Source organism: Ligilactobacillus sp. RTP31139st1_D10_RTP31139_211217, assembly GCF_040226755.1.
Classification (GTDB): Bacteria; Bacillota; Bacilli; order Lactobacillales; family Lactobacillaceae; genus Ligilactobacillus; species Ligilactobacillus animalis.
Genome location: NZ_JBCOAR010000001.1, coordinates 202296 through 222409 on the forward strand (window position 1 = coordinate 202296; position 20114 = coordinate 222409).

17 protein-coding genes, 1 pseudogene and 1 CRISPR repeat array (1 of these 19 only partly in view) are annotated in these 20114 nt (G+C 37.5%); all 18 genes and pseudogenes read right to left on the minus strand.

Annotated features, from left to right (window positions below; all coding sequences use genetic code 11):
* Positions 1-486: a CRISPR direct-repeat array (repeat unit 36 nt; unit sequence GTTTTAGAGTCATACAAAACAACATAGCTCTAAAAC) (it extends 342 nt beyond the left edge of the window).
* 67 nt (positions 487-553) lie between these two features.
* Positions 554-1225, minus strand: a complete 672-nt coding sequence (gene csn2 / locus ABT996_RS00980) for a type II-A CRISPR-associated protein Csn2 (protein WP_035448152.1) — start codon at positions 1223-1225, stop codon at positions 554-556.
* Positions 1222-1554, minus strand: coding sequence for a CRISPR-associated endonuclease Cas2 (cas2, locus tag ABT996_RS00985; protein ID WP_010689167.1), 333 nt, complete (start codon positions 1552-1554; stop codon positions 1222-1224). The genes csn2 and cas2 overlap by 4 nt, the downstream gene beginning before the upstream one ends.
* Entirely contained in the window at positions 1544-2419 is an 876-nt protein-coding gene (gene cas1, locus ABT996_RS00990) for a type II CRISPR-associated endonuclease Cas1 (RefSeq protein WP_029507329.1), read from the minus strand. Before cas1 ends, cas2 begins: the two co-directional genes overlap by 11 nt.
* Complete coding sequence (gene cas9, locus ABT996_RS00995; RefSeq protein ID WP_413614548.1) at positions 2416-6360, minus strand: type II CRISPR RNA-guided endonuclease Cas9; 3945 nt, start codon at positions 6358-6360, stop codon at positions 2416-2418. The genes cas1 and cas9 overlap by 4 nt, the downstream gene beginning before the upstream one ends.
* A gap of 426 nt (positions 6361-6786) precedes the next feature.
* The gene (locus ABT996_RS01000; protein WP_035448150.1) at positions 6787-8043 is read right to left on the minus strand and encodes a 5-methylcytosine restriction system specificity protein McrC; all 1257 of its coding nucleotides are present in this window, start codon (positions 8041-8043) and stop codon (positions 6787-6789) included.
* Complete coding sequence (locus ABT996_RS01005) at positions 8040-8969, minus strand: McrB family protein (protein ID WP_052006361.1); 930 nt, start codon at positions 8967-8969, stop codon at positions 8040-8042. The genes ABT996_RS01000 and ABT996_RS01005 overlap by 4 nt, the downstream gene beginning before the upstream one ends.
* The gene (locus ABT996_RS01010) at positions 8970-9599 is read right to left on the minus strand and encodes a hypothetical protein (RefSeq protein ID WP_035448148.1); all 630 of its coding nucleotides are present in this window, start codon (positions 9597-9599) and stop codon (positions 8970-8972) included.
* Between the two features lie 774 nt (positions 9600-10373).
* Positions 10374-10568 carry a hypothetical protein gene (locus ABT996_RS01015; RefSeq protein ID WP_035448146.1) on the minus strand — a complete coding sequence of 65 codons (195 nt, stop codon included), beginning with the start codon at positions 10566-10568 and terminating at the stop codon, positions 10374-10376.
* A gap of 64 nt (positions 10569-10632) precedes the next feature.
* Entirely contained in the window at positions 10633-11115 is a 483-nt protein-coding gene (locus ABT996_RS01020) for a hypothetical protein (RefSeq protein ID WP_035448144.1), read from the minus strand.
* A gap of 55 nt (positions 11116-11170) precedes the next feature.
* Positions 11171-11311, minus strand: a complete 141-nt coding sequence (locus tag ABT996_RS01025; RefSeq protein WP_010689173.1) for a hypothetical protein — start codon at positions 11309-11311, stop codon at positions 11171-11173.
* Between the two features lie 302 nt (positions 11312-11613).
* On the minus strand, positions 11614-12081 hold the full coding sequence (locus tag ABT996_RS01030; protein ID WP_035448142.1) for a Dps family protein: 468 nt from the start codon (positions 12079-12081) through the stop codon (positions 11614-11616).
* A 637-nt stretch (positions 12082-12718) separates the two neighbouring features.
* On the minus strand, positions 12719-13222 hold the full coding sequence (locus ABT996_RS01035) for a Fic family protein (protein WP_035448366.1): 504 nt from the start codon (positions 13220-13222) through the stop codon (positions 12719-12721).
* Complete coding sequence (locus ABT996_RS01040; RefSeq protein ID WP_035448140.1) at positions 13132-13704, minus strand: Fic family protein; 573 nt, start codon at positions 13702-13704, stop codon at positions 13132-13134. The genes ABT996_RS01035 and ABT996_RS01040 overlap by 91 nt, the downstream gene beginning before the upstream one ends.
* Positions 13705-13812: 108 nt before the next feature.
* Entirely contained in the window at positions 13813-15549 is a 1737-nt protein-coding gene (locus ABT996_RS01045; RefSeq protein WP_035448138.1) for an ABC transporter substrate-binding protein, read from the minus strand.
* A gap of 273 nt (positions 15550-15822) precedes the next feature.
* Positions 15823-16245, minus strand: a pseudogene (locus ABT996_RS01050) (phospho-sugar glycosidase domain-containing protein); the annotation flags it as partial.
* 229 nt (positions 16246-16474) lie between these two features.
* Positions 16475-16681, minus strand: coding sequence for a hypothetical protein (locus tag ABT996_RS01055; RefSeq protein ID WP_035448137.1), 207 nt, complete (start codon positions 16679-16681; stop codon positions 16475-16477).
* 228 nt (positions 16682-16909) lie between these two features.
* The gene (locus tag ABT996_RS01060; RefSeq protein ID WP_035448136.1) at positions 16910-18604 is read right to left on the minus strand and encodes an oleate hydratase; all 1695 of its coding nucleotides are present in this window, start codon (positions 18602-18604) and stop codon (positions 16910-16912) included.
* A gap of 131 nt (positions 18605-18735) precedes the next feature.
* On the minus strand, positions 18736-20067 hold the full coding sequence (locus ABT996_RS01065) for a M20/M25/M40 family metallo-hydrolase (protein ID WP_035448135.1): 1332 nt from the start codon (positions 20065-20067) through the stop codon (positions 18736-18738).
* Between the last annotated feature and the right edge of the window lie 47 nt (positions 20068-20114).

The following is a 20114-nucleotide window of genomic DNA, read 5'->3' on the forward strand; positions in this document are numbered from 1 at the left end:
ACAAAACAACATAGCTCTAAAACTCAAGCGTTTCACCAAAGTTTTTAGTTGCAGGTTTTAGAGTCATACAAAACAACATAGCTCTAAAACTATATCATTGCGAAAGGTGGGCGTGGATCGGTTTTAGAGTCATACAAAACAACATAGCTCTAAAACTTTGTCAACGTACCAATTCACTTGCTTTTGGTTTTAGAGTCATACAAAACAACATAGCTCTAAAACGAAAACATGGTGCTGGTTGATAAAGCTGAAGTTTTAGAGTCATACAAAACAACATAGCTCTAAAACTGCTTTGTTGGCAAAACTGCGTTCATATTGGTTTTAGAGTCATACAAAACAACATAGCTCTAAAACTCAAGCACTTCATAGAGTACACGATCTTCAGTTTTAGAGTCATACAAAACAACATAGCTCTAAAACAGACGAAGAACGCGCGCCAAAAACTGAGCAGTTTTAGAGTCATACAAAACAACATAGCTCTAAAACCTCAAATGCAAAAAATGGCACAGTGGTTTCGTAATCGCGCTACTAATTCTAGCAAAATTTTCGCTTTCTATGACTCCGAAGAGCTATTCAAATACTCTAAATAATAATCACTATCTAAAATATACTGCGGTAAGTCATACAACTTACTTGGCTCAAGGAATATGACATTCAAATTGCACAGTTCAATGTACTCAAGTAAGCTTCTTATTTGTTTTTCTGTCAAATAAGCACCAACATTTAAGAAAACTAATAATTTTTTCTTACTTAAGTATTTGAAAATTTGCACTATCTCATAACATTTTTCGTAAACCGATGACATCGTCGTTTCGATTTTTACACCCATCGCCTTTATCAATTCTAGCAGTGTGATCTCATCATACTCAAGATCTAACTCATTTTCTAAACATTCACTCGAAATAATATTTGCTATCTCCACTGCTAATAACTCAAGTCTGGCTTTAACTTCCTCTTTTTCACCAAATTGTCTTTCCAGATCCGCATAAACTAATTTCAAAATAGCTGGAGTATTGACATTATACCCTAGAATATCTGAAACTAGCATTAATTGGCTCTCTTTAAGTGGTGAAAAATCATCCAAAGCTAACTTCAACGGGCTCGATTCATTATAGCTATACAATAACCTCGCAAGATCACTGAAGGTTTCTGTATCTTCGATCGCTAAGATCAAAGTTTTATCAAATTCGATCATGCCATCTAATAATGGAAAATTAATTTTCATAGCTCTTCCCCCAGAAAAACTACCCTTTTATCTGTATTAGCAATTGACGGGTCACTTGTTCCACTAAGATATATCATCCTTGAAAATTGCTTTTCTGTGACCGTCAGAACGGTTACCTTACCCGATGGCGGTTTATTTTTAGTTAATCGATCCAGTATCGACCTCTTAGCGGAGCCATTAAGCAACAACTTACTGTAAACAGAATATTGGTGCATCAGAAAGCCTTCCGATAATAAAAATTTGCGAAAGCGCCGGTAGTTTTTCCGGTCTTCTGCAGTTTCAGTCGGTAGATCAAACATCAACAACATACGCATATACCTATAACCCATATTTAAATATAGGAACCTCCTCGCTTTTTTTATTCAAAGCTTGGATCACTTTACGGGTATACTCTTCAACAATATTGGTCAAAAACATTTCTTTACCATTGAAATAATATGTCTCTGAAAAAATTTGCAGTAAGCAGTATTTGATCGATTTGAAATCCAGCTCTTTATTTTGAAAAACAATATCATCGATTATCGGTCTAAAAGGCTCCATAATATCACTCGCCAAGTTGAATTGATTGAACTGATTGACGTGCTTTAGACCTAACTGCGTCAAACATCCATTTTTAACGATCTCACGTGCTACCATACTTAAGAGCAGTGTATACCCATAATCTAAACCGGCGTTGATCGGATTTTTGATATCACGTGTAAAGCCCGTACCAAATAAAGTATTGAAGTAAACTTTAGCCGCATGTCCTTCACGATTTGTTTTATCAAAAATAGTCAGATCTGCACAATAATCCAATAATTTTTGCGAATTTTTTTCAAAATCATGTTTATGCAAACATACACTTTGATTGATCAATTTCTGAGAAATTATCTCAGTCCACAACACTTTCTTATTTTCAGCATCCCACATCATTTGTTTGTCGATCTGCAAACTTGAATCATGCTTACCATAAAATGGTAACAACTGTGCCGTGGGCATTCGTTTATCATCACAAAAGATCACTAGAACATTTTCATCGATCAAACGCTTAGTCAACATTGTACTCAATAAAATATCCGTTGTTTCAAGGATCAAAATATCGATCTCTGACAGATGGATCATCTCGGTTTCAAACGGGGTACGATAAACGAGATGATTATTTTGATACGACAACTTCGAGTGCTTGTTGACAATAACTGTACGCCAGCCCATTATAATTTACCTAGATCGATCCTTGTTTCATATAACCCCGTTTTTGACTGATAGATCAATGTTCCATTGAGCAAACTTCCTGCCGAATTATATCGTTTCCGTGGAATATTTTCGCCAAAGAATTTGAAATCGCTCGCAGCACCATCAGCTGTATATCTCAAGAGCTCAACAAAGTTCTTACCCAATTCCATTGGGGTAGCATCTTGATTTTCTTCGTATAAGCGTCTGATCTTTTCTGAATTTTTAGGTGCAACAACATACTTATCCGCAAACTCCATGATCTTATCAAATAATTCTTTAAATTCAGCTTTATGATCCTCTAATTTTTGCTCTCCATCTTTTGCATTGACCCAATAGAGCAACTCTACTAGATGCTGTGGCAAGATCAATTCATTTGCTTTTTGAAATTCCTTGAAACTTGCTAGATAACGACGACGACCTTCTGGATCTTCAAGCAGACTATACTTAGGCAAAATAAAACTATTTGTGACGTTTGTATACCCACGACTAGCTAAATATGCAGTTGGATCAGCCTCATATTTCTTACTATCTATGATCGGAATATTTACTAAAGTTTTCACTTTCTTTGTTTTGCCTTTTTTGACTTCATCTGCAGTGATCAAAACCGCATAACTTTCTACCGCTTTGGCATAGCCACCATATTTAACTGGATCGAGCCCTTCTTTTCGTGGCAGTAGCTTACCTGAATCACTCTTAGGTACCAACATTTCATCAGAAAAGCCACCGGTTTGGCGTTCAGCTTTGCGAACTTTATTAACTTGTGCCCGATATAAATAACGCTTGATCGTTGGGAGATCACGTGCTTTATCCCAGAAAGGATATACTTCATTCTCTTTTAAGAAATATAAAACGTTAGCATATAATGTATTTTTAGCTGTAGCTTTGCCTAAACCTTTAAACTTAGTTTTGCGGTACTTACCATAGACAAATTCTGGCTCCAATTCAGGATATTTTGCCATGATCAAATTAGCTACAACAGCATTAAGATAAGCATCGTGAGCATGATGTAAATTATTGAGCGCTCTTACTTTGCGCAGTTTGAATTCGCTCCTAAATTGCGAAGCTAACTGAGCTTTTAGAGTAACGATCGCAATTTTTTCATCAAGTTCAACACCATTTCCATCATAATTTAGTCGTTGGTCTAAGAGCTGTGCCACATATTTAGTGATCTGCCGTGTTTCGACCAATTGGCGTTCGATAAAACGTTCTTTTAGTTTTTCATTCAATCCGCCATGAAGATTACGCCGTAGATTGTCATATTTTTTGTTGGTCATAGCTCCAGCATCTAACAATTTTTTCCAGAAACTTCCCATCTTTTGGATCACGGCTTCACTTGGCAGACCATTAGTCTTACGGACATTTTCTTTTTTGATCGTTAAGACCTTATTTTCGATCGAATCATCTTTCAAAAAGCTCTGCGGAATAATATGGTCAACATCATAAAACTGCAAATGGTCATAGTCTAGAGGCGCTCCGGTATACATATCACGTCCATTTTGTAAGCAATACAAGTACTTTCTTTCATCACTCAATTCAGCATTACTTGGCAATTTTTTAGGTAATTCATTAGCATCTTTTAAATTTTTCACGATCTGTTGCACTCGATCTTCACGTTTCCGTGTCCCATGCGTTTTCTGGGTTTCACGTGCCATTTCGACTACAATACTTTTAGGCTTGTATCCCATGACTTTGATGATCTCATCAACGATCTCTAAACTCTGTAAGATCCCCTTCTTAATAGCTGGACTTCCAGGCAATTCCTGTACAGTTTTAGCCAAAGTTTCCTCTTTTTCGATCACTTGGGCATTTTTGATCGTTTCCTTGAATGAATAGGTATCATCATTGATCAATTGCATGAAATTTTGACTGTAATCTTCAGTCATCAAACAATCTAAGATCGTCTTATGTGTCTTTTTGTCATAGATACCATCCAACAGCTTAGCTGAAAGGCGCCCCCACCCCGTATATTTTTTCCGACTCAATTTACGTAATATATCTTCGCCTAAAAAGTCACGATAGTTTTCTAAGCGACGTTTGATCAATTTGCGTCCTTCAAAGATAGTTAGAGTCTTGATGATATCTTCCCACTTTTCACTATTTACTTCATCATTTAAAAGTTCTGGCGCAACACCCATATCAACTAAATCTTTATAGGTTCCGTAAGAAGCGTTGAATTTTCCGTTGTCCAACCCTTTCAAAGCTTGGATCCTGATGGCTGGCATAACAACTTTCAGATGCTTAATAACCATTTTTTCACTTACTTTTCGGTCTAATTTAAAAAGTTCAAAGATCGAGCGCTTGGTTTGGGCATCAAAATACTTAGCCTCACCATTTTCAGTCACATATCTGACACCAGCTAACTCATTAAAGATAGTGTATCTCTCATATAATAAACTATGCTTAGGCAAAACTGGCTCAGTCGGTAGATATAGATCGTTGATCGTCATGCGTTTAATGAAATCTTCAGCTGAAGTCTCCTTGTCGATCATTTCATCAAAGTTATATGGTGTTATTTTTCCTTCACCAGCTCGGGTCAACCATGCAAATTTACTGTTTCCGCGCGCTAAAGGCCCAACATAATACGGGATTCGGAAGTTTAAGATCTTTTCAAACTTATCTTTATTTTCACGTAAGAAAGGATAGTATTTACCTTGATTTTCAACTATTGCCACTAGTTCTTTTAAATGGACTTGATGCGGGATCGCACCATTATCAAATGTTCTTTGTTTTCGCAAATAATTATTAGCATCGATCTTTTGTAAGATCTCTTCTGTCTCAGGGATCCCCTTCAAAGTCTTCTTAGTATACTTATAGAAATCTTCTTCACTTACTTTGCCATCAATATATCCCGCATAACCACTGATCTTAGGTTCACTGAAAAAGTCATGACATTTCTCAGGAAGATATTTTTTAAAGACTCGTTTCAATTCAATTAGGTCTTTTTGATGTTCTTCATAGCGTTCGATCATCGCTTGTGAGAAAACAGTCTTTGTTTGCGTATCTTTTACATCTAAAATACTTGCCAAAATAGCTGCATCATACACTTTCTTAGCAGCAACAAAGATATCTAAATATTGATCACCAGCTTCAGCTAATAAGTCATTTAAATCATCTTCGTATGTGTCCTTTCCAAACGATAATTTATGTTCTTCATCGGTCCCTAGCACTTTCTTGAAGCTACCCATATTGCCGACCATCATCTTGAATAATTGATGAGCTAGTTGATTTTTCTTAGCCCCACTAAGTTTCAACAGTTCTTCAGATTTTTTTGTTTTTGAGAATGTATTATCTTTGAAGATATCAGCAACATCTAGCTTACCCAAATTTTCATCACTATTCTCATTTAGAGTTTCACTGAACTCCGCAAATACTTTGTTGATATCAGTAGTTCTTAGATCAATTTCACCTTCCAGTAAGAAATTTCCCCGATACTTGATAATATGTGCTAAAGCCAAATAAACCAATCTTAGATCAGCTGGTCGATCATTATTAGCTAGTTCACTGCGTAAGTGATAGATCGTCTTATGTGTATCATGATACAGTAATTCTTCTTCACGCTTTCCAAAGATAGGATATACATCATACTTCTTATCTTCAGCCACCAGCGAACTTTCTTCTAGTCGATAAAAGAAATTAGGATCGACTTTAGCCAATGCTGGTGCAAAGATCTCTTGTAAATAGCGCAAACGATTTTTCCGCCGGGTATAGCGTCGGCGAGCCCCGCGCTTCAAACGAGTATCAGCTGCCGTCTGTCCTTCATTGAACAGTAAAACTCCCAGCATGTTTTTCTTGATCGTTTTTTTAGATGTATCCCCAAAAACTTTCATCTTTTTGGTAGGAACTTTATAATCATCAGTAACTACAGCATGTCCCACTGAGTTTGTCCCAATATCCAACCCAATACTATAATCTTTTTTCAGCATATTACTTCCCATCCCTTCATTTTTATGCTATTATTACTAGTGGAGTTATACAAAACAACATTAGCAAAGTTAAAATAAGGTTTAATCCGTAATCAACAAGTTTTATCTTGGGCGCGCCGTTTCGGCGCTTTTTTTGTTTTGTAAAACTTCTTATTTACTTCTCCCCTATTTTACTATTTTTAGTAAATAAAACCTAATAATATCACTTCATTTAAACAGATTTTTTTAGCAACCTTTTTTATCTTAAATATCAAGCTGATCATCTCAACAATTTTACATATTTTTAGTCTTGATAAGTGTATTACTAGCCAAAATTATTAAGCCCACCGTACTTTTTACGGTCACACAAAAAACACCTTGATCCTTTTGGTAGAATCGAGGCGCTAAACAACATAACTCTAAAATAAATAAAGCAGATAAAGACATTTAATCTGCAAAATAATCTTTCAACTGTTTTTCTACTTTCCTTATCTTCCTAACAAAATTCTCGTAGCTATCGACCTGTTGTGGAACATAAAATTTATAGGTAAATAAATTCCCACCTAGCCCTTCTAGTGTTTCTAGTTGTTGCCACGTTTGGTCATAACTTGTTGTCGGTTGCAAAAAGCCCGCCTGCATCGTAGAACTTTGACTTTTATTTATAATATGCAAATAAGTGATGAGCTGATTATAATCATTCACTGTATCAAGCTCAAACTTATATTTTGTATCGATCGGAATATTTTCCACGATAAAATCTGGATATCGATGATGATTTCTAGAGTCTCTAAATAGGTATAATGTCTCTAGCTCCCTCTCCATACCATAGTGTTTCCATTTTGTTATCGTTGCAATATATTCCTCCCATAGCCAAGCAATATCTACAATGATTCCATAAAATTTTTTATTATTATCTCCCACTCCATTTTCCTTTAAGATCTGGATACATAATTTCTGTAGTGAGATATATTCACTAAAATAATTATGTCGAATCTCATTTCTAATATTTTTTTGTAAAACAGACATAGTTTGCACTTTAGAGTAGCTTGGGGTCGCCTGCCGTATCAGCGAAACATTCTTACGTGTTTCAACTTTTGAATTTATCAAATTCGGTAAGCGTTCACTAACTTTTTCTAATGCATGTCGTACCAGCTGCATTAAATCATTATCATAACTGAGTTCACTTACTTGATACGCAATTTGACCTGAAAAGGGAATATTCCTTTTGAGCTGTTTTGAAATGTTGATCCGGCCTCGAAAATCAGCATTATTGTAGTTTCGCTTTACGTATTCTTTATACGGTCCTTTTTGCATCGCAATATTCATATAATATGGAAATAGTAGTAATAGTAAATTGTAGTAAGGTTTTTTTTCGGAACTTCCTTGAAAACTATCGATGATACTATAATTTAAGACTTTTTCCAACATGTAGGTCAAAAAATAATCATCGTCAGCATACTCACTAAATCTAGATTTGATCACAACATTTTGTTTCCCATCACTCAAAAAACCGACTAGATTTCCTGTTGTCGTTTTACCATTGATCGCTGAAAAGATCGTTGTATCACTTTTAGCTATACTTGGTGGAAACACTAGAAAATCTTCATTCTCCAATTCACGCAAGGAACGTCCTACTAATTTTGAAGCTAGCTCATTTCCTAACAAATCAATATCAAATTCACGATTATCATATAATACTATCATTCATCTACTCCAGCAAAATATGCTCTACCTAGAAAAGCTAATTTTTCACTTGCTTTATGATCCCCTCTAAAATAGTCATTTAATAATGGACATAATTTGGTTTCCCATAAATGTTCTAATGTTTCTTCACCAATATCAAGTTTCAAAAAATAACTAGCACCGATCTGATAGTCTTTGGTGAGCCCAACTTCTGGAGCAATGATCGCAGCATTCAGGTGTGAAAGTATTTCCTTGATAGTATCATTTGCTAGCATATTTTCAGCTGAAATTTGCGCTGTGATCTCTAAAAAAGTAAAACGACGCCTCATCGCAAAATCAAACGTATCAACTGAACGGTCAATATCGTTCATTGTTCCAATAATATATACATTCTCTGGTACATAGAACTTTTCTGTTGGATCAGCATGTAAATTAGCATATTGCGTATAAACTCCATCTTTATGACCACGATACTCAGGATCGATAGAGAAAAATAACTCACCAAAAACTCTAGCTATCTCACTACGATTGATCTCATCAATAATAAATACATAAGTACTATCTAAGTCATTTAAGGCTTGTTCAACAAAACGTTTAAAACTTCCAGATTTTAATTCGAAGCTCACAACTCCCCCAATGGTACTCGCTGGACGCAATCCTTCGACAAAATCGGTGTAATCATAACTCGGATGGAATTGTACGAAGCCTAGCTGCCGTCGCTGTGTTTCAGTTAGATTATTTATATTATTCACTTTTCCATTAGAAATCAGTTCAGCTGCGATATTTTTAGCTAAATACGTTTTTCCCGTTCCAGGAGCTCCATGTAAAATAATATTTTTGCTTGCTAATAATTGTTCACAATAATCACTTATTTTTCTATTATTATTTTCCTTGAGTACATATTCATGATAATCCCACAAAATAACACTTAGATGATAACCATCCAATTATGGAAAGCGCTCCATCATCATCACCGTCAATCCATGATTTTGGTGATAGACCCAGCCTTCCTTTTTGGGGGTATATAATTTTTTCCAGATTTTATCATTATCTAAATTCATATTAATTCCTACATACGTATTTTCAGCTGAATAGGTACATAATAATTTAGTAATGATAGCTGGTCGTGTAAAAAATGAATTTTTACTACTAAATTCTTCACTATCAAAATCTTTTTTTATACCTGCTTCAAGGATCGCAATTAAATCTGCTTTTAGCTTTGTAAATTCTGCTTCAAGTTCAGAAACTGGAATCGGTTGATTACGTTTATTACAATAAACTTGCTTCTCTTTATTCCAATAGATACCAAACTTATTTGCGCTGCCACCCCTGATCCCTAAGTGTAGATCACGATATTTTCCAGCTTCGATCTCATAGCACAGTGACTTGTTAGCCGGACCTCTACCGATAACATATTCGTCTAATTCCATTGTTTTGATCCGGTCAAGTGGCCATTCTTTCAAAAATTCTTTTGCCAACTGCATATTTTGTTTCTTCCATGCCTCTGCTCGTTTTAACAGTGCTGATTTATTTTCAAAATACCAATCCGAAAAGTGTTTTATATCGATTTTTACCATCCTGTCACCCCATCGTTTTTATATAGCATACAATAAGCTTAGTAGCCGATGCACCTAAAACGCATATAAATTTAGACAAAAAAGTTCCATTAGAAAATTTTTCTAATTTCTTAAAAAGCATCTCAATAGTTAGATAGTGACTCTAACAATTAAGATGCTTCATATTAATCTAGTACTGAAAATTTTAGACAGTTATATTTTGGCTTAACGTAGTGTATAATTATAATTGAATTATGTATTACGTTAATGAAAAAACATGGAATCATACAAAACTGAAATCTTGCTAGGATAAGTAGCGCGATTACGAAACCAAAACGACATTTTTTTGCATTTGAGTTTTAGAGCTATGTTGTTTTGTATGACTCCAAAACAAACGTCGGGATCGCTTGGTCAAATACATCGTTTTAGAGCTATGTTGTTTTGTATGACTCCAAAACGATGACAGAGACCAAAGCAAACTTGTACAAGTTTTAGAGCTATGTTGTTTTGTATGACTCCAAAACAAGCGAAGAGATTGGCGAAGAGCGTCAATAGTTTTTTTGCATGACTCCATAAATGAGTTAGTGCACTAGAACATACTGAATTATTTTAGAACTATTATTTAACGGCTTGATTCTTTTAGCAGAATCAAGTTGTTTTTTGTGTAATCACAAAAATAATATGATGGTGTTTTGAAAAATCTTATGTTGTATCCTACAAATAAAAACTAGCATGTTGACCTCTGTAATACTTGATAGACAGCAAAAAAGCGCCTAATCAATAGGCGCTACGTACTTACCTGTTAGCACACTTCCATTTTTCCAATCCTTTAAATACCAGGACAACACTTGCAATCACTAACAAACTAACTAAAATATTAACGACTAAGTTCACTTCAGCAGAAGGCATCAACTTAGCAATAAACAAACTATAAAAATACTGCGTGATAAAAATAGCAACTACAATGGCAATACTCATTTTATCTTTCATGTTCAGGAGCCTCCTTGTGATCACAAAGACAGTAACCGTTTACAATTCAATTATACACTATACCTTAGTGACTTTGATATAACTTTCCGTCAAACGATAATTTCCACTCAGGATCATAAAAGCAGGCTTGACTCGGATACATTATCTTTTGTAGCCCAAACGCTTGCAACAACGCCTCCCCCTTAGCGATCACTTGCTGATACTTCTCCAAACTGATATCGCCTCGCTGCAACTGTAATTCCAAAAATCCTGTGTGGATATACATGTGACATTTATGACAGATCGAGACATACCCGGTCAATGTTTGGGTCAAATTAATGAAATCATATTCATATTGCTCGTGGAGTTCAAGCCAGTCTCCAGCAGTATGACTGACATATCGTTGGCAGATCATGCAGTGATGATCGGCTAACAAGCGGTACTGTCTTTTCAACTTATCCCACTCGAACTGTCCCATGATCGTTCGTGGATTCACATAATGCACTGCCGGTGGAACTGGGGGTTGTGTCAATACCTTGATCATATTGATATCTAATTGCTCATCCATCTTTATCCTTCTTAGAAATGTTGCCGTACATTCCTTCTCTAACTTCAAAATATCTTTAAGTCTTAGCTTTCCGACTGTCACTTAAGATATGCTCCTGTGTATGCGTCCCCTCTATCAATTCATCTTGTAAAGTAACTTTTTCAAACGGTAATAAATTGGAATCATTTAGCAAAAGTTCCACATCTTTAAGAGTCAATTTAATTCCCTCGTCTCAAATGATCAGGGCATTACTAAACCATAGATATCAGCAATTCGTTCTTTACCAACATACATCATTGCATCGATCTTTTGAATAAATTCTTTTTTATCATAATACTTTTCTTCTGGCATTGTATTATCCCCGCTTCCAAGATGTTGACCTTATTTTGGACTTCTCTATCTAAGTTTTCAAGTAAGATGAATTGACTTTAACCAAATAATCTCAGACACTAAATATAACTTTATTTATGCACATAAAAACACCATGCCATCGCGATAACATGGTGTCTGATCAGTATATTAATTGTCGATCTCAGGTGCTTGGTCTAACTCTGCACTTACCATCCAGATCTTCTTTTCAATATCAGTCTTGAAGCCGATAAAAATATCTTGCGTGCTGTGATCTTGTTCTTGATCACTAACTTCGATACCCTTTTGATATAATGCTTCGAGATAACGGTAGCCTTCTAGTAATTTACGTAAATGTTCTTGGATCGTCTTGTCATAGCTGCCAGGTTCATCTTCGATCTTCGTGTGGTCAGCCATTTCACGTAGGGTTGAATATGGGGCGCCATCAAGGATGATCAGGCGTTCTGAGATCACATCGAGTTGGTCATTGATCTCATCCATAAATTCATCCATCAATGGGTGTAACTTCAAAAAGTTGGTTCCACGCATGTGCCAATGTGTTTGGTGAATGATCATTGACATTTGGCTCAAATCTGCAACAAGTTGGTTCAAAACTTTCTTTGTTTCTCCATACTTCATGTAAAATTCCTCCCAAGATAAATTAGAATGTTCCTACATTATTTACTATAACATTAATTTATCAGAAATTCTAAGAATTGAACTGAACCCTTCTAGACCTTATGATAACTGCAATTTTTATCACTTCCCTGTGCAGCTAAAAATTAAGTATGGTACTTGGTCGAAAGTCTCTCTAGAGTATTGTATCCCTTGGTACCATTTTCTCTATGATTTTTATACGCATCATATTCCTATCTTCTCTGCTACAATATTGAAATAGTAGCAACCATCTGGATTATCTATAGTCCCGTGTTCGTTGAACGTCAAAAAGTGATCTAAAAGTACTTTCTCTCTAAAGCGAGTATATGCAAATTCTGAGAAAGAAGTATTAGTAGGATCTATGCTGTTCCCCCATATTTCTTCCATCACTCTACAGTCTATCTTATACTTATACCCTAAATATTTATGTTTACCCACTCTAACTCCTCACTCATCCTAGTCAATTTTCCTACAAATATTTTATTACACCCCGTATATAGGTTTCCACTTTAAAGTTCATTTTCACTAAAATTCGAAAAATAGCATCAAGAAATCACTAAAAAACAAAAGATTTTGACTATATGATTTCCTTCAGTCTCTGCCAAACCACGCAAAAATGTTACACCTTATGATAACTGCGATTTTTATTACTTCCCTGTGCCACTAAAAGACCCAAGCTTACAAATTTAGCTAAATGCTTGCGAGCTGTTGCTACTGATTTTTGGATCGATTTAGCGGTTACCGTAGTGTTTATACTTTCATGCTCCGTCAAATACTTGGTCACCAACACATATGTTTTAGCTTCACTATCCGTTAGCCCTTTAGGAATATCAATTTTTTGTTCTAAATCACTATTTACATTTAGATAACTTTTCAACGTTTTTAAAATGATCGCTAACATAAATTCAATAAATCTATTTGAGTTAGTTTCCTGATCGACTTGTTCTAAGACTTTATAATAGTCACGCTGATTTTCATAGATCATCGTCTCAATCGGGATCCAAGCAAAGATTGGATCCCAATTAGCCAAGATCACTGTTTGCCACAAACTCCCCATTCGTCCATTCCCATCTGCAAAAGGATGGATCGTTTCGATCTCATAGTGAAAAACACAACTTTTGATAAGCTCAGGCGTATTGTCATTTTTCCCCAAGTAAATAGGTCATCCATCAGTGTTTGAAGATATTGCGGTCTAGCTCCCATATGCACGACATTGCCCATCTCATCAAATATCCCAACATCTCGACTGCGATACTTTCCAGCTTCGTTTACGATCCCAGCTGTCAAAAGGCGATGGGCTTTTAAAAAATCTTTTTGCCGATATGGATCTAAGGTCAAAATTTCTTCGTAAGCATCATACGCATTTTTGACCTCGCGTATCTCTTTAGGATCACCTAAGACACGTTTACCATCAATAATATCTGTAACTTGTTTTTCAGTAAGTGAATTATTTTCGATCGCAAGTGACGCATGGATCGACTTGATCCGATTTTCTTTTTGCAACTTCAAATCACTTTTAACGCGAAATTCTATGATCCCCAGTATCCTTGGGATCTCGATCGCTTGATGAAACATCGTATTTGTCAATGTAAATGGTGGTTTCACTGTAATTCCCCCAAAGTTTTTCTTCAATTATAATTTATCGCTCAGCTTACAAGCGATAAAAGCCCTATGCCAGGCATCCCCTGATCATAGAGCTTCTTGTGAAATATTTTATTTTGTCAGTGCCACATCGACCCAGAGATCGTTATCTTTATTTGGATCTAAGGACATATTCTTAACATGCTTGGTGACTGAGATCGTATCATGAGTGAAGGCGATCGGGACGACGAAAGCTTCTTTATCCATGTAAGCTTGCCACTTGTGGAATTGCTTCAAACGATATTTCTCGTCAAATGCCTTATCTGATTTTAGCGAATTGATCAATTCCGTGTTTTCCTTAGTCACAAAATGCCCATTGTTATAAGCTGAAGTGACTGTGTATGAATTAGCGATATCGGTCGGTTCTGGTGTAACGCCCCAAGCTCCAAACCATAAGTCATAATCTGTTGAGCCACTAGATAGCTTTTCGACCATCGTGTTGAACTCTTGGAAACGTCCATTTAATAACTTAACGTGCACGCATAGTTCTTTCCACTGTTGGATGTAGTTTTTGATGGTCTCTTCTTGGCTCTTACTTGAATCGTCAGCCATTAAAGTCAAGGTCAACTTTTTGCCATTAGGTTTTGTCCGATAGCCATCCTTTTGTAATTTATAACCCGCATCATCTAATAATTTCTTAGCTTTTTTCATATCTAGCTTATAGCCTTTGACTTCTTTAGCATTCCATTTACCAAATACATCGGGGACAACTGTATTCGCCCGATATGATAATCCTGAACTGAATTTTTTAGTGACTTGTTCAACATTCATTGCGTAGGCCATCGCTTGTCTTAAAGCACGATCACTACTTGGAGTATGCTTATCCATGACATTATTACCATCTTTATCGAGCTTACCGACTCTAAAGCCCATGTAAGAGTAGTAGTAAGTTTTCTTTCCCAATTGAACGAGATCTTTATCCTTTTTGAGTGCGTTATAGATCTGCGGTGACTGTGCTAGCATAACATCAAATTTACCAGCTTTGATCGCTGCTACGGCTTTACTATTATCGATCGTCTCAACTATGATCTTAGCGATATGTGGTTTCTTGTAGTAATAAGTATTTGGCACCCATTCGATCGATTCACCTTGGACCAGTTTCTTGATTTTAAATGGTCCGTAAAATAATGGCTTTTTCCGTAGCTTATCACTTGCTACTAGATCTTTCATTGCGACATTTTTTAGGTAATGGTAAGGTTCAGCCGATTCTAAAATATAGCCCGAACCGGTAGTCGTCATTGTCGGTTTCATCTTTTTAAAATGAATAACTAAGGTCTTATCATCTTTTTCTTCCAAGCCTGAGATCTTGTCAGCAGTCCCGTTGTGGTATTCTCGCATACCCTCGATGTTTTCTAACTCTTCACTATAATGTGACGAACCCACCGCTTTATTAGCTACGATCTCATAGGCAAAACTTAGATCGCGTGCGACTACTGGATGTCCATCCGACCATTTGGCGCGCTTTGAGATCTTGACTGTAGCGGTCTTATTCTTACGGTCAAAACTGATATCAGCTAACCCACCACGCTTGAATTCATTATTGGGGTCGATCTTAAATAAGCTGACCATCCCAAACTGCGCAAGTTCTAAGGTCGGTCCATCATCGGCGATCTCCGGCGAAAAGATCCCCTTGAACGCTCCATTATTGATATAGCCTACACGCAATGTCCCGCCTTTTTTAGCCTTTTTTGGATTCTTATACTCCATCTTCAAACTGTCAGCTTGCACTTGCCATAAAGGTTCACTGATCCAAAAAATCATCATTCCCAACAATAAAATCGCTACTTTACCTAACTTTGCTTTATTCATGGTAATTCCTCCCCAAAAGCCACATACTACGACAACATCATTCCATAATTTAAAGTCACCTCTCTTCTTTTTCCGAAATTATAATCCTATCTCATATCAATTTCAACAGAAATTAATCATTTCAATAACTTTTATATTATGATTTTTAAAGATAAATTGTTTGATAATTTATCAAAAGTCTGTGGCATGTCCCAATATAGCTAATAAGAGAGCCCACCACGACACAAAATACGCATCATGGTGAGCCCTCTCACCCACTCTTAAAAAGCTTATTTAGTTTTTAGGCACAAATTTAAATTTTGTCCACGGTTTGACAAAATCTAACAGCATCAATTCTTCTGGCGGGATATTGCCAACTAAATTCTTGCGCGGATCACTGTGCGGTTCTAAAACGATCTGGAGCTCATTTTTATACTTGCTAAAGTTATCATTGCCGATCACCACATCGCCTCTTTGAAATTCTTTGGTATTATCGTGAGCTGGATTAGCCTGCTCAGCGTATTTTACGCACACCATCGTCGACTGGATCGCACTGGCTGTGATATCGCCCCGCCGGAAGTGCTTCGGGTAGGTTACGATCTTTTTTTCAAGCTCAGTTGCTTGCAGTACAAACTCGATCCCTAAACTCAATTTATAGCGATCGACTGCAGCCAACTGTTTTAATTCTTCATCCGAAGCATAAGCATTGCCGATGATCGGTGGTGTGACCCAAGGTGGCATTACCGTAGCCACAGGGACCCAGCCAAAGCTCGTTGCAAAATAAGCTGTTGTAACACAGACCATTGGAGTTACGATAATAAGATAGCCGCCTTAGCCTTTTGGATCTGCAAAGGTTTAGTCCTAAATATCACAGGCTTTACTTCGAGCAAACCTGTAGCAAGATTTGCTTTTAGCGTACTAAAATAGCTCTAACATTTCTTCTGATCTACCACAATGGATATAGATCTAGTCCAAAAAATTCTTTACCGTAATAGCCGATCGCTTCAGCTAAAAACATCCCACAAAAAACCATCAATATAGGTGTACCGACCAAAATAGCGATCACCCAGTAATATTTGCGTGCAACTAAGCAAAAAAGGGCGACAAACTCGATCCCAAAAGCTTCTAACACCGTACTAACGGGTAAAACCATGAAAAAATACTAGTGCTACAATGATCGCGACTTTTGGAAATACAGTATTTTCTTCCCATATTTCAAGTATGTCCCTCTTCCCCTTTCACGACACATCGCTACACTATAATTATACAATGCAATGCTAAAGGAGTGCGAAATAATGTGACCAGTGCCGGATAGATAACAAAAAGAGCACCATGATTCCTTTCATCGTGGTGCTCTTTTCATTATTTAGACACAGATCTATTATTCAAACATCCGCTTAGCTGCGCGTAACAAGACCCGTGGATCCTTGTCATAACGCGGTGTCTTGACTAACTGGCTTTCTGGGATACCAGCGAAGTGATAGGCTGCGATCTCACCGGAACGAACAGCACTTTGTTCGGTAAAGACCATCTGATATGGTTGTTCTACAAATTCACCCGTAAAGGCTAAGTTCGTCGAGTGAGTTGGAATAACTTCTGGCCGATCGCTCTTAGCACGGTTATTGAACAAAGCAGAAGCATATGGCATGTAAACAGGAATACAATTGATCACACTATCCATGATCGCTGCTTCTTTTTCTTTGATATTGACAGGACCGGGATCGACCTTAGAAAGTTGCCCGATCAGTTCTTGTAGCATCTCTTTACCGGTCATCTTGATGTATTGCTTATCGACAAATTCACCCCGCCGTCTTGGGTAAAGGAAGTAACCCCATAAGACGGTCTCATTTGGCTTTTGCGTCGTAAAGTGCGGTTGATGGTGAACGACGATCGACATGTTGACATCTTCGTGGCCTAGTGGCGTGATCGGCTCGGTTGATAGAAATGAATTGAGCGCATTGCCCGGTAATTGGGTCGTGATCCGAGTGATCTCATTTAACAACAGGTGATCTTTGGTCGTCAAAGTAAAGCTGACCCATTCTGAAGCATTCCGATCAGCAAAGAATTTATCGGGATTACCCAAATTATAGAAATGTTGGGTCGCTTGCTTCCACAGTGATGAAGCAGCCCCATAGTCCATATTTTCCGGGGCAGGTGTATTGAAGTCACCCAAGCTAGCCGAGTCTGTGATCGAACCATTCGTAAAGAAGACAGCGGTATCGGAATCGATCGTGACATGTTTTTTCTCATTTGTCGCCGTATCTAAGATCTCCAAGCCAGTGACCGTGATCTCATCTTGCATCGAAGTCTCTTTGAAATCAAAAGCTTCGACCCGACTATTCATCACAAACTTGCAACCTTGACCTTCGAGGTATTTGATCAAAGGCAACATGATGCTTTCAAATTGATTATAACGTGTCCGATTGACCCCAACTAAGTGTTCGATCTGAGTAAATTCATAGATCATTTGATGCATGTAACGCCGTAATTCTTGCGCTGATGATTCGACACGAAAGGCAAAGGTCGTCTCCCACATGTACCAGAAATTTGTTTGGAACATATGTGGATCATCTTTAAAGTATTCAGCGATCGAAACATTGTCCAATTCTTCTTCCTTATCATCAGGCAACATGATCAAACGAGTCAACAACATGCGGTCTAAATTATTCAGTCCTAGTTTGTGACCATCAATGATCCCTTTGCCCCCTTGCATCAACCGTGCTTTATCAAAGGTCCGGTGTTTGCTATCAAAATCACGCGTATCTTCAGCCGCTGTCATGCCAGGCTCTGTTACTGAAGGGATCCGATCCAACAAGTCCATCAGATCAACATAAGTCCGATAATTCAACATTCGACCCCCCCGTGCAACATAGCCCTTGGTGTTTTCCATTGGATGGTTCTTGTTCCAATACTGTTCAGCGGCTACTGAGGCGGCAGCACCATCATTTGCTCCATGTAGATCAAGGGCATAAAAAGTGATGTCTTCGCCGCGCCAGTGACCCTCTTGGATCAGATAAACAGCGGCAGCCATATTAGCAATACCAGCACCGATCATTACTGCTTTATTCTTTAACATAACATATCACCCCATCTATCAAATTTCATCTCCATTATAGTTCTCTTGCAGTAAAAATACAGATAAAGACACTCAAAAAAGCGACAAAAGTCTTATTTTGTCGCAAATGATCACTCAGTTCAAAAACTGCTTTAATTTTTACCAAATTCTATTAAAATATCACCTAAAAGTTGCGTTCCATCCCCAAAATCCTGAAGGCGAATATGCTCATTAGGGCTGTGCACTTGGCTTCCAGCATAAGACACCCCTAAGATCACGATCGGTAAATTCAGTTCATTGCCAAAGATCTCAGCGGGACCGCCACCGGCTGAATTAGGCAGATACTTAGTTTGTTTTCCGTAGTGCTTTTTGGCCTTAGCAAGGACTAATTTGATGAAAGGATCACTCATCGGGGAACGATAACCATTTTCACCGAGACGATATCTGACTTTCAGATCAGCAAAGCCATTTTTATCTAAATGTTCTTGGATCAACTGGGCGATCTTTCTAGGGTCTTGCGAAGGCGTCAACCGACAATCTAATTTTGCCGAAGCCATATGTGGGATCACGGTTTTGACACCTTTACCTTGGTAGCCAGCAGTCAAACCATTGATCGTCATCGTCGGCTCATTGACTAACGCTACTTTATGCTCGGCTTTGACGGTCCGTCTCAAACCAGCCCGACTGATTGCCACATCTAAATCAAAATCATAGGCGAAGACCGCTTCTTCTTCGGCCTTACTCAACGGTTCGACATCATCATAAAAGCCTTCGACTAAAACTTTACCGGTATCATCACGCAAAGTAGCTAAACCACGAACTAAACGCCAAGCAGCATTTTCAGCATATGAAGCTAACGATGAATGCAGATCGATATCAGCTGTTGTCGTTTCGACATCAAAGACCGTAATCCCCCGCATACCACCGACGATCTGATAATTGTCGACGTAGTTTTTGCCACCGCCTTCCCAAATACACGCATCTGCGGCTAGTTTAGCTTTGTTTTCTTTAACGATCTGTTCGACATGTAAACTGCCGATCTCTTCTTCACCTTCAACAAAAAATTTCACGTTGACAGGCAAACCACCATTTGCCTGAAAATATTTAACTAAAACTAAGCGTGAGATCAGCTCGCCTTTATTATCGGAAGCTCCTCTGGCATAAAGTTTTTCCTCCCTGATCGTCGGTTCAAAAGGATCACTTTCCCATTTCTCCAAGGGTTCTGGTGGCTGAACATCATAGTGCTGATAAAACAAGATCGTTTTAGTCGGATCATTACCAGTAAATTCAGCAAAGATAGCTGGCGCATGTTCCGGACTCCCTAATTTTTCCACCCGAGCTGCCCCTAACTCATTAAAAACTTTCACCAGATACTCTGCCGTCTCGGGGATCTCTTTTTGCTGGGCTGAGATCGAACGCAAACGCAACAGCTCAAAATAGTCCGGTAAATGTTTTAACGCAAATTTACGTAAATTTTCTTTCATATTGCTCACTTCCTTTAGAAAATCACTTCATTTTTTTCTAAAGTATA